General features: G+C 39.0%; 13 protein-coding genes. 3 read left to right on the top strand and 10 right to left on the bottom strand.

The window, feature by feature from the left end:
* The first annotated feature begins 109 nt into the window (after positions 1 to 109).
* Positions 110 to 1030 (top strand): alpha/beta fold hydrolase, encoded by a 921-nt coding sequence (locus ACGHCK_RS10390; protein WP_271328238.1) that lies wholly within the window; start codon positions 110 to 112, stop codon positions 1028 to 1030.
* Here the strand turns inward: ACGHCK_RS10390 and ACGHCK_RS10385 are convergent.
* Positions 1017 to 1835 (bottom strand): LysR family transcriptional regulator, encoded by an 819-nt coding sequence (locus ACGHCK_RS10385; RefSeq protein ID WP_251422781.1) that lies wholly within the window; start codon positions 1833 to 1835, stop codon positions 1017 to 1019. The genes ACGHCK_RS10390 and ACGHCK_RS10385 overlap by 14 nt on opposite strands.
* A 160-nt stretch (positions 1836 to 1995) precedes the next feature.
* Between ACGHCK_RS10385 and ACGHCK_RS10380 the strand changes: the two genes are divergently transcribed.
* Positions 1996 to 2928 carry a TDT family transporter gene (locus ACGHCK_RS10380; RefSeq protein ID WP_202229826.1) on the top strand — a complete coding sequence of 311 codons (933 nt, stop codon included), beginning with the start codon at positions 1996 to 1998 and terminating at the stop codon, positions 2926 to 2928.
* Positions 2929 to 2975: 47 nt separating this feature from the next.
* Here the strand turns inward: ACGHCK_RS10380 and ACGHCK_RS10375 are convergent, their stop codons facing one another.
* The 4 genes from ACGHCK_RS10375 to ACGHCK_RS10360 all read right to left on the bottom strand — a co-directional run bounded on the left by ACGHCK_RS10375 (position 2976) and on the right by ACGHCK_RS10360 (position 7510).
* On the bottom strand, positions 2976 to 5132 hold the full coding sequence (locus ACGHCK_RS10375) for a penicillin-binding transpeptidase domain-containing protein (RefSeq protein WP_271328237.1): 2157 nt from the start codon (positions 5130 to 5132) through the stop codon (positions 2976 to 2978).
* 125 nt (positions 5133 to 5257) lie between these two features.
* Positions 5258 to 5959 carry a phosphoglycerate mutase gene (locus ACGHCK_RS10370; protein WP_251422787.1) on the bottom strand — a complete coding sequence of 234 codons (702 nt, stop codon included), beginning with the start codon at positions 5957 to 5959 and terminating at the stop codon, positions 5258 to 5260.
* A 96-nt stretch (positions 5960 to 6055) separates the two neighbouring features.
* On the bottom strand, positions 6056 to 6961 hold the full coding sequence (locus ACGHCK_RS10365; protein ID WP_271328236.1) for a LysR family transcriptional regulator: 906 nt from the start codon (positions 6959 to 6961) through the stop codon (positions 6056 to 6058).
* A gap of 261 nt (positions 6962 to 7222) precedes the next feature.
* A complete protein-coding gene (locus ACGHCK_RS10360) occupies positions 7223 to 7510 on the bottom strand; it encodes a helix-turn-helix transcriptional regulator (protein WP_202229818.1) in 288 nt (95 codons plus the stop codon).
* A gap of 496 nt (positions 7511 to 8006) precedes the next feature.
* Between ACGHCK_RS10360 and ACGHCK_RS10355 the strand changes: the two genes are divergently transcribed.
* Positions 8007 to 9389 carry an MFS transporter gene (locus ACGHCK_RS10355; protein WP_251422793.1) on the top strand — a complete coding sequence of 461 codons (1383 nt, stop codon included), beginning with the start codon at positions 8007 to 8009 and terminating at the stop codon, positions 9387 to 9389.
* Positions 9390 to 9621: 232 nt separating this feature from the next.
* Here the strand turns inward: ACGHCK_RS10355 and ACGHCK_RS10350 are convergent, their stop codons facing one another.
* The 5 genes from ACGHCK_RS10350 to ACGHCK_RS10330 all read right to left on the bottom strand — a co-directional run bounded on the left by ACGHCK_RS10350 (position 9622) and on the right by ACGHCK_RS10330 (position 14139).
* Positions 9622 to 10317, bottom strand: coding sequence for a methionine ABC transporter permease (locus tag ACGHCK_RS10350; RefSeq protein ID WP_251422796.1), 696 nt, complete (start codon positions 10315 to 10317; stop codon positions 9622 to 9624).
* A complete protein-coding gene (locus tag ACGHCK_RS10345) occupies positions 10318 to 11394 on the bottom strand; it encodes a methionine ABC transporter ATP-binding protein (protein ID WP_251422799.1) in 1077 nt (358 codons plus the stop codon).
* A 20-nt stretch (positions 11395 to 11414) separates the two neighbouring features.
* Positions 11415 to 12266, bottom strand: a complete 852-nt coding sequence (locus ACGHCK_RS10340; protein ID WP_251422802.1) for a MetQ/NlpA family ABC transporter substrate-binding protein — start codon at positions 12264 to 12266, stop codon at positions 11415 to 11417.
* A gap of 459 nt (positions 12267 to 12725) precedes the next feature.
* Positions 12726 to 13595 (bottom strand): aquaglyceroporin Gla, encoded by an 870-nt coding sequence (gla, locus tag ACGHCK_RS10335; RefSeq protein ID WP_202229808.1) that lies wholly within the window; start codon positions 13593 to 13595, stop codon positions 12726 to 12728.
* Between the two features lie 340 nt (positions 13596 to 13935).
* Positions 13936 to 14139: a hypothetical protein gene (locus ACGHCK_RS10330; protein WP_202229806.1), complete on the bottom strand. Its 204-nt coding sequence runs from the start codon at positions 14137 to 14139 to the stop codon at positions 13936 to 13938.
* Positions 14140 to 14602: the final 463 nt, after the last annotated feature.

Here is a 14602-nt window from a genome sequence, read left to right as displayed (position 1 = left end):
AGTTTTCTGTACATTTTAAATATAAAGAAATACTCTCAAAGCAGTCTTCACTTTTTGTTATAATAAACTTGAAATCTGATACATATCTACTGGAAAGAGAGCCACATCTATGATTGAACAATGTACATTAATATCAAGTGATAAGCAAACTGAACTTAATCTGCTCCATTGGTCACTCGAAAAACCCAAAGCAGTTATCCAACTCATCCACGGCATGGCAGAACATATCGAGCGCTACAATGATTTTGCACTTTATCTCAATAGCATCGGTTTTGCTGTTGTCGGTCATGACCATTTAGGCCATGGGTATTCTATAAATAAACAAGAGCCAGTTTATGGTTATTTTGGTGAAGAGGGCTTAAAAAATGTTATTACCGATATTCATTTGGTAAAAAACTGGGCACAGCAAAAATACCCAGAGTTACCTTATTTTATGATGGGACACAGTATGGGCTCTTTTGCCTTACGTAACTTTCTTCAGGACTATCCCGTTGACATTCAGGGGGCGATTTTTATGGGTACTGGAACCAGCCCTAAACACTTGAATTTTCTTTTACCATTTATAGAAAAAATCAGTCAAAAAAGAGCTAAAACTGTTGCCAATACCATCGATAAACTTGCTTTCGGTAACTACAGTAAAAAATTCCCCGAAAAGGGAAATTTTAATTGGCTTTCTAAAAATCAAGAAAATGTAGCCAGCTATGAAAGCAATCCTTTATTAGGCTTTACTTTCACACACAACGGTTTTGTCACACTTTTTTCTCTCGTCAAAAGAGCCAACCAAAAAAACTGGATGAGAAATATGCCTACTGACTTGCCAATCTTAATCTTAAGCGGCACAGATGATCCTGTGGGGAACTTTGGAAAAGGCCCTCAAAAAGTATATCAAGAACTGAAAAAAGCAGAATTCCGCCACCTAGACCTTCAACTTTTTCCTAGACTGAGACATGAAATCCTCTTTGAAGATGAATACGAGGAGGTCTATCATAGTATCGGCCAATGGCTTACGACGTGCCTCAATAATCAATAGACGCTCTTATGTTCTGGATGATTTCAAGCATCAGAGGGTCTTTTTCTTCTGCATAAGTAAGTCCTAAAAATGTCCGATGATATTTGCTGCCCAAACTCTGATAAGGTAGCCCTTCTGAAACAAAGCGTTTTGAAATCAGAGAAACACCCAATCCCGCTTGGACATGGGCAATAATCATGTCATTATTGTTCATTCTCACCAGATGGCGCGGCTCGAAATTTTCTTCTTGAAGATATTTTTTAATATAATGCCCAACACCTGAACCAACTTCTCTTGTAAAAAACGTTTCACTACTCAAATCTCCTGCTAACACAAGCTCGTCTTTAAACAGAGGAAAAGTCTCTACTTGCTCACTGGCTAAAGTTTTTTCAATAATACCAAAATGCAGCTCATGGTCCTCTACTAGGTTGAAAACTTCTTCCGAATCATACATAGATATTTTCAAGTCTATCTGATCCAAATATGGCATCAGTTTTGGATATAACTTGGGCATAATACCGATCGCTGCACTTTGCGAGAGCCCTATTTTGAAAGGTTTTTTTGTTAGACTTTTCTGGTTGAGCTCCGACTGCAGCTGCTCCCAATCCTGCACATACTTGACAGCTTTGCTATACAGAAGTTTAGCCGCCTCTGTCGGAATCACTTCGCGATTTTTCCCTCGAATGAAGAGGGAATTCCCTAGTTCTTCTTCTAATTTCTTTATCCGTACAGTCACTGTGGGCTGTGAAATAAACAAATATTGCCCTGCTTTGGTAAAACTTCTTGTCTCATATATGGCAATGAATGTTTCAAGTAGTGAAAACATAGCTGTCCTCCTTCAGAATTTTTATTATTTTTTTCTATCCTTATAATTACAATAATTCATTTTACAAATTAAATCAAGTGTTTTATACTTAAGATAGTAAATGAACTGCAGGAAGTTACCTCCACAGTTCATACTCAAATCAATCTTTTAGGAGTTCTTTATGAAACAAGTATTTTTAGATTTTTTGAAAAAAATTCCTATTCCCATTTGTGGTTTAATCTTAGGTATGGTATCTTTGGGTAATCTTCTCTACTCCAAGGGATACCCTGTCTTAGGTAACTTTTTTGATCTGGCTGGTCTCTTTTTTATGACCTTGATACTTATGAAACTTATATTCACCATGCGTCATCTTATAGAGTCACTCAAAGACCCTATCATCGGTTCAGTTTCTCCGACTTTTACAATGGCTTGGATGGTCATTTGTGTCTTTCTCAACAGAGTTTTTCCACACTCCCCTCTTGTTTATCTTATCTGGTTGATTGCGGTTCTCCTTCATTTCGTGTTAATGGCATACTTTATCGCTCTTCATATTATTCCTCAAAAAGTCGGAATGCACCATGTTTATCCCAGCTGGTTCATTACCTTTGTTGGTCTTGGTGTTATCCCAAATACCGCAACAGCTTTTAACTTAGAAATTGGTCGTATTGTACTATGGCCTGCACTCCTCTTCTATTTTATATTGCTTCCAATCATTGGGCACCGCATATTCATTTTCAAGAAAATGCACGAATCCACCCTTCCGCTCATTACCATACTTACAGCTCCTGGTTCTCTTTGTCTAGCAGCTTACTTGACTGTGATGGATCACAAGTCTACTCTCTTTGTTTTTAGCTTGTTTGTGCTGTCGCAATTCATCTACCTCATTACCGTTGTGCTCATCATTCCTTTATTACGGTTGCCTTTTTATCCTAGTTATGCAGCTTTCACATTTCCTCTGGTTATCTCGGCGACTGCGGTTAGTTTGTTAAGCAAAAACTATCCTGACTTAAACTTTCTCTTAACGCCTTTAGCTACAATTGAGCTTTTCATAGCCTTTTTAGCAGTCAGCTATGTTTTAATTCGCTATACTTATTTCCTATGTAAAAAGGCTTAAATCAATAAAACTCTCAGCTTGATGACAAACTGAGAGTTTTTATTTTTCTATTTGAAGTGGTACATTGAATTATAGAGATTTGTAATCTCACGTGTGATATTTTGCCCTATCTTAGAGGTTACGCCTCCTTCTTTAACAGTTGTTTGTGGCACCATAACACCGATGGAAATTTGTGGGTTTTCAGTCGGTGCAAAAGCAACAACATTATTAACCGTTACTGGAATCGTTGTCCCATCTGGTGCTTTATAAGGTACTTCGGCAGTCCCTGTTTTCGCAGAAATCGAAACTTCAGCACCTTGTGACGGACGCATGTAGTAACCCGTTGCACCAATCTGACCGTTAACAAATTCGTTCCCATGCACTACTTTATACATTCCGTAATGCAGGACATCCATGTTTTCTGGCGTGATATTGACTTTATCCATAATTTTTGGGGTTATATTTTTAACAAGATTACCCATTCCCCCTTGAGAATCAGTTTCATAGATTCCATCTACAATATGAGGGGACAGACGCTCCCCATTGTTCGCCAAAGTCATACCATATGTTGCAAGCTGGAGAGGGGTATAGGTATCAAACTGTCCAAAAGATTCCATGAGCAGATTAGAGACATTTGTCTTATTTGCATCTGGCAAATACCCTATTTCTTCACCTGGAATATCAAAACCAGTTGACGTCCCTAAGCCATAAGAGGCAAAAGTTTCGCGCAATTTCTTAAATGCCTCAACACTATTAGAATCATCCACAGACATATTAGGAACATAAGGCTGTCCCAGCATCTTGAGGGCAATTTGAACCATGTATGTGTTTGATGAATATTCTAGAGCTTGAACAGCATTGATAGGGAGACTGCCATTGGTAAACCAGGATGTAATCGCACTTGAACCTGCCAACTGGATAGGCATATCATAAAGCATCTGGTTATTGGCTATCACGTTTGCATTCCATCCCGCTGTTAGAGTGGCTGGCTTCACTACTGACCCTGGTACAAATGCAGACTGGAAAGTGCCATTTGTATCTTTTTGAAGAGCCCCTGTCGTTTCATCACGCTTAAGTCCTGACAAAGCCAAAACAGCACCTGTCTTAGAGTCCAGCACAACAGCGTAAGCCCCTTGCGAATAAGTTCCGAAGCCGTCGGCAATCATAGCATTGACCTGTTCTTCTAAAATCTTATCCACAGCATTTTGAAATTGCAAATCAATGGTAAGCTTGAGGTTGTCCCCTTTACTTCCTTTTTGTTCTACCTCTGTTCCTGTAACATTCCCTTGCTTATCCGTAACTACCTTGCTTATCTTAGGAGTACCTTGTAAATACTTCTCGTAGCCTTTCTCTAAAAAAGCTGTTCCTACACGGTCGTTGCGTTGGAAGCCTTCTTTAAGATACTCATCCAGCAAGTTTGATGGAATTCCTTGTTTCTGAGTGGTCACTGTACCTAAAAGTGGCTTAAGAACTGTATCTGCATATTTTCGGTTCCAGCTGTTCCCCACAGAAACCCCTTGAAGTTCTCCTTCATGCTCACCGATGTAGGCCTGTTGTTCCGCAGTAAGATTACCTGTGGTAATAACTGTCGTGTTAAAAACTGCAGTACCATTCATCTCTTTAAAGAGCTTAACTGCAAACATCTGCTGTTCATTAAAATTTATATCCTCAGCAGTCACTTTGCTAAGTTGAACATTGTAAAGCTCTGAACCAGTAAGTAAATTTCCTCTTTTATCCGTTTTTTCTTCCTTTGTTAGCTGCGCATTGATTTTATTCAAGTTACCAGCATCAGCTAGGAAATAGTCTTTTTTATCACGTTCAGTTATCTGTTCAAAATCATTGTCCAAGGATAAGATGCCTACTAAACGGTCAGCAATCTTACGCATATCATCTGCTGTAGTGTTCTGACCGCGTGTATACTCGATAGCTTCCACCGGCTCCGTTGTTGCTAAGGGAACTCCCTTCGCATCATAGATATTTCCTCGTGGCGATCCCTGAACTATCTGTAAAGAGCCCGCTCCACCAGACTGCTTACTCTCATAAAAGCTTTGGTTCATAACTTGCATATGGTAAAGCTTGCCAATGAGAACTAAAAAGAGAACCGTGATGACAAAAAAGAGGAGTTTTACTCGTCCTGATGCCAACATGGTTGGGTTTTTCAATACTTTCCGTGTTTTATCTTTTTTTCCGCTTAATTCGTTTCGTGTTTTTCTTTTCTCAGACATGGGACCTATCCTAATTTTCACTTGTCATTTTCATACCTACACATTTTATCATATTAAACTGTATTTTACCTTACATTTTTTGAAGAAAAGAAAAAAACCGCCAAAGGCAGATTTTATCGTGTTACTTATGCTTGTTTTGGTGCAAGATAGTACTCTTTAACAAGGTTCAAATTATCGTCAAATTCAAAAACAAGTGGTGGGAAGTTAGGGATTTCGACATCCATAATTTCCTCATCTGAGAGTTGTTTGATATGTTTGACTAAGGCACGAATAGAGTTACCATGTGCACCAACAAATACGTTCTTGCCATCTTTCAGGGCTGGAGCAATTTGATCTTCCCAGAATGGCAGTGCACGTTCAAGTGTAACTTTGAGGTTTTCAGCATCAGGGATGAGACTGTCTTCAAGGTTAGCATAACGGCGGTCAGCATGTGCTGAATATTCGTCATCATGCGGCATTGCTGGTGGCAAAACATCATATGAACGACGCCAGATATGAACTTGTTCATCACCATGCTTAGCAGCAGCGTCAGCCTTATTCAAGCCAGTCAAGCCACCATAGTGACGTTCGTTCAAGCGCCAAGTTTTAACCACTGGTACCCAAAGTTGGTCAGAGTATTCAAGTGCATAGTTCGTAGTTTTGATTGCACGTTTCAGCACAGATGTATAAGCAATATCAAATTCGATACCTGCTTCTTTGATGAGCTTCCCTGCATCAATTGCTTGCTGTGTTCCGTTTTCTGAAAGGTCTACATCAGCCCAACCTGTGAAAAGGTTAGCCAAGTTCCATTCTGATTCACCATGACGTGCAAAAACTAATTTTACCATTATGTGCATTCTCCTATGTTAAATGTTTTACAAAATTTGTATACTGCTCTATTTTACACTAATTTTCATATTTTTTCTAGCCTAGACTCAAGCCGGTTAAAACTTATACTTCTCAAAATAAACTTCTAAACTTCTCTTATAGGATTTGGCTGCATCTGTCAAAAGTTGACTTTTTTTCTTCACCAAAATTAAACTGTTGACATTATCCCCATCCATAGGAACAACTGTAACATTATGGACACTTGCCTTATCAATAAAACCTAGACCAGTGGCATAAGCATCTGTGCGTTCCAGTATACCATTTAACGTAGCACGGTCAGTCACATTATAAATAAAAGTGTTTTCAAAAGTTTCTACTAAATCCTCAGAATAGTAAAGAAACTGCTCGTTTTCTTGAGCAAAACGTACACGATCCAAAGTTTTTAAATCACTTGTTTTGATCGTCTTTTTACGTGTCAACGGATGATTTTTTCTTAAATAAATATGGGTCTGCGAAATGAAAAGTTCTTCGTAATCTAACTCAAGCTTGTCCAGCATACGTAAGATGCCTGAACGGTTGTGCTTGTTTAGGTAAACAACACCAAGCTCGCTGTGACCCTGAGCAACTTCTTGTAAAATGTTATAGGTTGTTGACTCAAAAACCCTGAAATTTTTGATTTCTGGATTTTTCTTGGAAAATTCTACACCAACAGGCGCAAGAAAGTCATAATGCTGACTCGCGACAGAAAAATGGCGCTCTGTTTCTTTTGGCTTTGCATACTTCGCCTCAAAAGCTTCAAAATTGCGTAAAATTTCCTGTGCCTGCTCATAGAAGCGTTCACCCTCAATCGTCAAGCTTGCTCCTGTATTTGTACGCTCAAAAATTTGGAAATTAAGCTCTTGTTCTAAGTCTTTAACAGCGATAGACATCGACGGCTGACTCACAAAGAGTTGTTCACTCGCTTCTCGAAAAGTTCCAGTATTAGCGATGGCCACAACATAGCGAAGCTGTTTTATATTCATGATAATTCCTTGTTCCTTCTTTCGGCAGTATAGGGTAATTTCACAGAGACTAGCCCCTCTCCCCTCAACGCTTCTAGTCACAATGACGCTAACGCACAGCGCTGAAAGGTAAACCTGATAGTTTAGGGCTTACCTCTCATGAGAGGCTGCAGGACTTGACAACCAGAAGTGTACCAAAAGGCATCAATGCTGGCTGTGTATTAAAAAAGCCTATAAATAAATTATACACTATTACATAGGCTTTTCATTTTATTTTGCTGTTCAGTTTGCTCTTTTTTCAACACCTGCACGTTTCCACAGTACGCATTGATATTTTTCACACCAGAAAACATCTTCTTCTTTTTTCTTCACGTTTCCAAGCTGAAAAATAAAAAGCTCGTCAACTTTAGTCCCTAAAATCTCGGCTAACTTAAAAGCTAACAGAAGTTCGGGATCATATTTATCATTTTCAATTGCATTGATGGTTTGTCGACTAACATGAGCGATGCGTGCTAAATCTTCCTGAGAAAGTTTTTGCGCCTGTCTAAATTCACGAATCTTATTTTGCATGCTTCCTCCTGATGATTTTGTCAAATCTGTTTTACTTTTACTATTTAATCATCTTTTGCAACTTTTTGCAATACATTTTCCCGAGAAAACTTTTAGCCAAAGACCTGCATTCTACTTTTCAATCCAGACTTGGTGATAAGCTAAATAAATCCTTGAAAAATCTTTCTTTCCTCCGCTTCAGAGTTAATCGCTCTCTGCTTTTCTGCGGAGTGGCTGCTTCAATGACTTGCCCTTTAACCTATCAAAAAAGAGCCGCTTTTTCTTATCATTTCTGAAACTATGTTGGATTTCTTTTTTCTTAAAGTATACCTTCTTTTTATTTTCAGCATTGATTTCTATTTACATTCATCATCATCATACGCTAAACGGGTGCTTTAAGTAACAAGATTTTTCCAAAATAAAGTTTCTTATTATTAAAGAAACAAAAAATATTACCTCTTTTGTTCTGCTCAAATGTGAAGTATAATGAATGCAAAACAATGAAAGAGGTTTCATATTGATAGATTTTTTAAAACCCGCACCAGATGCAGAAGAAAAAATCCCCGCAGAGAACGTAAAGCGCTTGTATAAAATATGGCAAGTGCGTGTGCTTATATCAACATCTATTGTTTATATCGGCTATTACATTATTCGACTCATTTTTACAGTTCAACAAAATGATATTTCAAAAGTCTATGGTTTTTCGATGGGACAAATCGGGACAATCCTCTCCATGTTTGGGATTGGTTATGGTATTTCTAAACTTATCATGGGAACACTTGCAGACCGCGCGAATCCTAACCGCTATGTCGCAACGGGATTAATTGTCTCCTCAATCCTAAACGCATTGTATGGCGCAACAGAAAGTTTTAGGATGATTCTCTTTTTGATGTTCCTAAATTCTATCATGCAGGGGATGGGCGCGGCGGCTTGTCAACGTTTAATCAGTCTCTGGTTTGGCCGTAAGGGCACTGGATCTATCATGGCTCGGGGAACAGCGTTTTCAATCTGGTCGTCTGCCCATAATGCAGGAGCATTTATGTGTGTTGCTGTCATCAACTTATCCGCCTTGCTTTTTGGCGGCTCACTTCAATGGAGCTTTTGGACTGCTTCCATTGTCTCCATTGCTATCGCAGTTCTTGTTCTTATCCTAGGTAGTGATCGCCCAAGTACTAGGGGGCTACCCACTATTGAGGATTATACTGATGATAAGGTTGTAGTCAAAGACGGAGAAGTCGTTGAAGGTGACGTTTCAACAGAGAGTATTTTCAAAATTTTCTTTGAGTATATTGTAAAAAACAAGCTGATTTGGGCTGTTATTTTGGCCTCACTTTCTATTTATGTTGTACGCTACGGGATTATGAGCTGGATACCAAATTATTTGGTCAACGTTAAAGGGTTTGAAAATTCTACGGCAAAATGGCTGACGGGAGTCTTTGAATTAGCAGCTGTTCCCGGAGTCATAATCATCGGTTTCATCACAGATTTGCTTAAGGGACGTCGAGCCATCATGGTATTAATTTCATTAATCGCGATGTTAGTGTGTCTGGTTACTTATTTTGCAGCAACTGATCACACACTCATTATTGTTATTTTACTCATCATGGGAACATTTATATATGCTCCTGCGACAATCGTCGGCTTAATGGTCAACGAAGCTGTACCAAAGTTCGCTAACGGGATGTCTACAGGTACAATGGGGTTTTGTCAGTACATCATTGGAGAGGTTATCGCAACATTAGTTATTGGTTGGCTTGTTGAAGCTTATGGCTGGTATGCTGGAAATATGGTTGTTTATTTCTTTGCTACTGTCGCTATACTTGCTTCAATCTATATTTTAATCCATCAAAATAGCAATTACAAAAAAATTGATAAAAAAGAATGCCATAGTATGGAGTAAACCACAGCAAAATACTCAAGCAATAACGTTGCTTGAGTATTTGTTTCGCTGTACAGGTGTAGACCAGAATTGAACAGTTTCTACTGATTGACGTTCAGAGCTGGACGAGAGGCCTCTATAGAGTAGCGGCAACTCCAGTAGTACTCTCTAAAGCCTCGTCAACAATCCAAACAATTGCGGGAGTGCCGCCATCAAAGGAAATTTTTACTTGGCGAAATTTCCTCTGCTCATATTATTTGTGTGTCACACTTTTCGCCCAGATGTCTCCGATGACTTGCACCAAGAGGACCAGAAGGAGGATAAGCAAGGTTGCGAGGAAGGTCACATCATTAGAGAAACGATTGTAACCATAGGCAATAGCTGTATTCCCTAAACCTCCTGCACCAATGGCTCCAGCCATAGCAGTCAAACCAATCAGAGAGATGATTGTCACTGTGGATACACGAATCAGGCTTCCAAGTTCTTCACGTAGATAGACAGTAAATACAATGTCCCAAAAATTTGCACCCACAGTCTGTGCAGCTTCCACTGTACCTTTGTTCACACCTTCAAGAGCGACTTGAACTTGACGGGCATAAAAGGGAAAGACACCTAAAGTTAGTGGAACTAGCGCTGCTGTGGTCCCAATCTGTGTACCCACAATTTTTTGAGTAACGGGAGCAATAATTGCAAGTAAAACAATAAAGGGCACGGCACGGAAAATGGAAGTAAATTTATCTAAAAAGGAATAAAGTGCTCGGTTGGGTGTTATTCCTTCCTCATTTGTCACAACAAGTGCTACACCAAAGATTAATCCTAATATGCCACCAAAAAGACCTGACCAAAAGACCATAAAAAGTGTCTCAGTGATTGAGGTTAGCCAACCTGTATCACCATGTAAACCGAGTGCTACGACATTAGGAAAATGTTCTGTAAACCATTCTGTCATCTATTTCACCTGCTCTTTCAATACTGTAAACTCAATGTTTTGCTGTGCCAAGTACGCCTTGGCAGCCACGCGATCTTCTTCTTTTCCTTTCAGAGCTACAACCAAGGAACCAAAACGTGTATTTTGTAAGACCTCAACATTACCGTAGAAAATATTAGTCGCAACACCAAATTGACGAGTGATTTCAGACATGGCTGGTTCACCGGATTGATTGCCATAGTAGCTCAGATAGATTAGCTCTTCATCTTCTGCTAGGGCGCTAAATGTATCATTTTCAGTCAGAGAATGGATGAAACGCGACACATTGGAGGTTGTATCAATAAATTGCTGTGTTAAGCTTTCTTTTGGATGAGCAAAGATTTCCAAGAGATTATTTTGCTCTATAACTTCACCATTTTGCATCACTGCTACCTTGTTGGCGATTTCTTTCACAACATTCATTTCGTGGGTGATGAGGACAATAGTAAGTCCCAGACGCTTCTGCAGGTCTTTCAACAAATCTAAAATCTGATTGGTCGTTTTGGGGTCCAGAGCTGAGGTTCCCTCATCGGAAATCAAGATTTCCGGGTCATTGGCCAAAGCACGCGCAATAGCAACACGCTGTTTCTGCCCTCCTGAAAGTTGTGCTGGGTATTTATCTTCAAATTCTTCCAAGCTCACTAACTTAAGCAGTTCACGAATCTTTTCCTCTTTTTCTTTATCTTTCAAGGGACTGTGCAAGAGAGCAAACTCAATGTTTTCAAAAACTGTTTTCTCATTGAGCAAGTTGAAGTGCTGAAAAATCATACCAATTTTTTGGCGTTCTTTTCTTAAATCAGCTGCTTTGATGTTTGCTTGATCTTTACCGTCTGCCCCAGCTTTGAAAAGAACTTTGCCATTCACTTTAACTTCACCAGAGCTTGGCTTTTGCAAGAGATTAATCGTACGGACAATCGTCGACTTTCCAGCACCTGAATAGCCGATAATGCCAAAAATATCGCCTCTTTCGATATGGATTGTCGTATTTTTTACAGCATTCACCTTGTTTTTCTTGGTTTCGTAGGAAACACTGATATTATTCAGTTCAATAATTGCCATCTCATTCTCCATTACTGTGATTATTTCAAGTTCAAGTTCCAAGCAGGAATTGTGCCTTTTTCAGGATAGAGTTTCGCAAACAAATCTTCTGTTTCTTTTGTTTGATAAGCTTTGACTACATCTTGATAAAGTTTATTATCCTTGTCTTCTTTCTTGGCTACAATGATATTAATCCACTGCTTGGAATCCTTATTTAGTGGCTCTGTAGCAATAACTTCCTTGCTTGTCAATCCTGCTGGAACAGAAAAGTCATTGTTTACAACGGCAGCATCAACTGAAGACAGTGCTGAAGCAGTTTGTGAACCATCCAACTCTTTAATGGTCAAGTCCTTTGGATTTTCTGTAATGTCTTTGATCGTCGCTAGAGCACCTGCCTTTGTATTTAACTTAATCAGACCTGCACCTTCCAAAACATGAAGGGCACGGCTTTCATTAGAAGTATCGTTGGGTACAGCGATTGTTCCCTTATTAGGGATATCTTGAACATTTGTATATTTTTTAGAGTAAAGACGGATAGGTGAAATCAAGATATCACCAATAGGTTGTAAGTCAGCCTTGTTGGCTTGATTCCACTCATTAAGGAAAGCATAGTGCTGGAATGCGTTGATGTCTACATCACCGTTTACTAAGGCAGTATTAGGTTGATTGTAATCGGTAAAACGGACAAACTCTAAGTTGATGCCATACTGATCTTTCGCTTTCTTGGCAACAGAATCCCAAATTTCTGTACTTTCTTTCGATCCTGACATGATCCCGACTTTGACCGTTTTATCTGCCACAGCCTCTTTTTTGAAAAATGAGAAATAACCGATAAGGGCGACAACTACTACTGCTACAACTGCAATAACTCTGTTTCTTGTTTTCTTTTTCATAATGACCTCTCCCTTTTATAAAGTGCAATAAATAATCAAAAACAAAAAAATAATCCGCCTCTAAATAATAGAAACGAACTGCCGTGGTACCATTCTAATTCATGTAAAAGATGACAAAAAACCTTCTACACCTTGCTAACTATCTTTGGTAACAAACAAGATTGTTCCAAAAATAATGTGTTCAATAACGAGAACCACTCCGTTGACAGTTTATTCAAAAACTGAACTCACTGCCACGCGATTTCTAGGCCATTTTCAAAGTTTCCGTTAGTCTTGCTCTCACTATCCGCAAGCTCCCTGTGCTAACTTTCACTCCTACTCTCCTAGTCGCTTTTATTTCTTTGTTTTTGACTATGGTTTTATTTTAGCAAATTATTTTCGATTTAGAATTACAAATTTTTAATCACCGCATTTGAAATAATAAAACCTTCATCCGAAGATGAAGGTCAAAGTTCAACATTAGAGGTAGATAATCTTGAATAAAGCAACAGCTGCAAGAGCTGCAAGGATAGGTGCTGTAACAGGTACCCATGAATACCACCATTTGCTATCCCCTTTATGTTCACCCAAAATTGATTTTGGCAAGAGTGAGTGCAAGATACGTGGACCAAGGTCACGTGCTGGGTTCAAACCAGGACCTGTAGGACCACCAAGTGAAGCAACCAATACAAGAACAAGGAAGCCAAGAACAACGTGGCTGATTGCTGAGGATGAAGCTGCTCCTGAGACTGATGCTGCGATTTGTCCTGTAACATCAGCACTTGTTGTGTCCGCACCTTGTTTAGCTGCATAATCAGTCATCCATTTGATCGATTCGCTCCCACGATAAAGGTTTGTTAAGCCCATAGCACCAAAGAAGAGCACAAATGACCCAACGAACTCATTCAAAAAGCCATTAATTAGGGCACCTGTATGCGTAGTGATTGTCCCATCATCAACGTTATCGATTGTTGAGAATGTTCCTAAAATAGCATTTGAATTTTCTGTTTTAAGATAGTAAGGACGGTAAACCATTACGACAATCAATTGTCCAAACATCGCTCCAAGAAGTTGAGCGAGGATGTAAAAAGGTACTTGTTCCCAAGGGAAAAGGTTTGATGCCGCAAGCCCAAGCGTAAAGGCTGGGTTGATCTGAGCTGTAATATTTCCTAAAGCTACAGCTGGCAACATTACACCAAGACCGTAACCCCAAGCAATAATCAACCAAGATTGGCCAAAGGCTTTTGTACCTTTGAGTTCGACATTAGCTACAGCACCATTACCTAAAATAAGCAAAAGCGCAGTGCCAATAAATTCAGTGAGATATTTCACTGTCCATGAATAGTCCATGAATTCCTCCAAATAATAAAAATTAATGACAAAATAAAAACGAGATTAACTCATGTTAAGCTCTTTTGTTATACCTAGACATTATAACATGTTTTTTTCATTTTCGCTAAAAAGATGCAAATACTTGAAAAGAAAAATTGCTTTGAGAGAAACTTCTTGAAAACCAGCTCGGCGTAAGCGTTTTATATTTTTCTGGCAGTCAAATTTCTTATAAGTCTTACAAAAAAAGGAAAGCAGATGCTTTAGGACTGCCTCAAAAATTTAGATGACGTTACAACTCTCTCTGTTCTCTTTTCAAAAAAATAAAAAACATGCCTTGAGCACGTTTTGTAAAGTTTAATTAGTCAACTTGAGTAATAGTACGGACATGGAAAGCAAACTTGCCACTGTCTGTTACCATAAAACCGCTGTGAGCAGCAACATGCTGAACGGCCTGTTCCATGCTGTCAAACTCTTTGATGACAGTGTGTGACTCTGCTTCTCCCATAAAGTTTGGCATTTCTTTTTCCTCATATGAAGAAAGGCCACTGAATTTGAATTTCATAATCATTCTCCTCTATGCTTTGTTCTTCTTAACCCCTCTATTATAGCACTCTTTTTGTTTGATGTTCAAGCAAAGTTATTTTTCTAAATCACACATTCCCTTCTTATGACTAAGAATACTAATAGTGAGCAGTCGAGGTAAAAGGCCTAAAGTTTAAGGCTGGAGAGGAATGAGGAAAGGAAGAAACTTGCTTGAATCTTATGTTCTTATTGACTTAAAACTAAAAATAAAGGAAAAATAAGCTACGTTTTCTTGCACAGCTCCGCACGACGACTCAAATAAAATGTCTCGTTTGCCCAGAGTTTTTAAAGATTTGATGTCCATGCGCCGTCTTGGTCGCGGAGGAGCATAGCTGGGGATTGAGGCATGACTACCGTTTTGAGTCCGTTCGCATGATGAAAGAAGTTAAATGAACCAGGTGAATCTACGCCTCCATTCACTACCCAAGGAAAGCTATCGTTAT

Origin of the sequence: Lactococcus muris (assembly GCF_042849115.1) — a bacterium.
Classification (GTDB): Bacteria; Bacillota; Bacilli; order Lactobacillales; family Streptococcaceae; genus Lactococcus; species Lactococcus muris.
Note: the sequence above shows the minus strand (reverse complement) of the source record. Positions and strands in the feature narration are given on the sequence as shown.

Coding starts and splice junctions, on each gene's coding strand:
- ACGHCK_RS10380 (WP_202229826.1), top strand. CDS start 1,996: ATGAAACAAGTATTTTTAGATTTTTTGAAAAAAATTCCTATTCCCATT.
- ACGHCK_RS10345 (WP_251422799.1), bottom strand. CDS start 11,394: ATGGCAATTATTGAACTGAATAATATCAGTGTTTCCTACGAAACCAAG.
- ACGHCK_RS10385 (WP_251422781.1), bottom strand. CDS start 1,835: ATGTTTTCACTACTTGAAACATTCATTGCCATATATGAGACAAGAAGT.
- ACGHCK_RS10330 (WP_202229806.1), bottom strand. CDS start 14,139: ATGAAATTCAAATTCAGTGGCCTTTCTTCATATGAGGAAAAAGAAATG.
- ACGHCK_RS10390 (WP_271328238.1), top strand. CDS start 110: ATGATTGAACAATGTACATTAATATCAAGTGATAAGCAAACTGAACTT.
- ACGHCK_RS10375 (WP_271328237.1), bottom strand. CDS start 5,132: ATGTCTGAGAAAAGAAAAACACGAAACGAATTAAGCGGAAAAAAAGAT.
- ACGHCK_RS10370 (WP_251422787.1), bottom strand. CDS start 5,959: ATGGTAAAATTAGTTTTTGCACGTCATGGTGAATCAGAATGGAACTTG.
- ACGHCK_RS10365 (WP_271328236.1), bottom strand. CDS start 6,961: ATGAATATAAAACAGCTTCGCTATGTTGTGGCCATCGCTAATACTGGA.
- gla (WP_202229808.1), bottom strand. CDS start 13,595: ATGGACTATTCATGGACAGTGAAATATCTCACTGAATTTATTGGCACT.
- ACGHCK_RS10340 (WP_251422802.1), bottom strand. CDS start 12,266: ATGAAAAAGAAAACAAGAAACAGAGTTATTGCAGTTGTAGCAGTAGTA.
- ACGHCK_RS10360 (WP_202229818.1), bottom strand. CDS start 7,510: ATGCAAAATAAGATTCGTGAATTTAGACAGGCGCAAAAACTTTCTCAG.
- ACGHCK_RS10350 (WP_251422796.1), bottom strand. CDS start 10,317: ATGACAGAATGGTTTACAGAACATTTTCCTAATGTCGTAGCACTCGGT.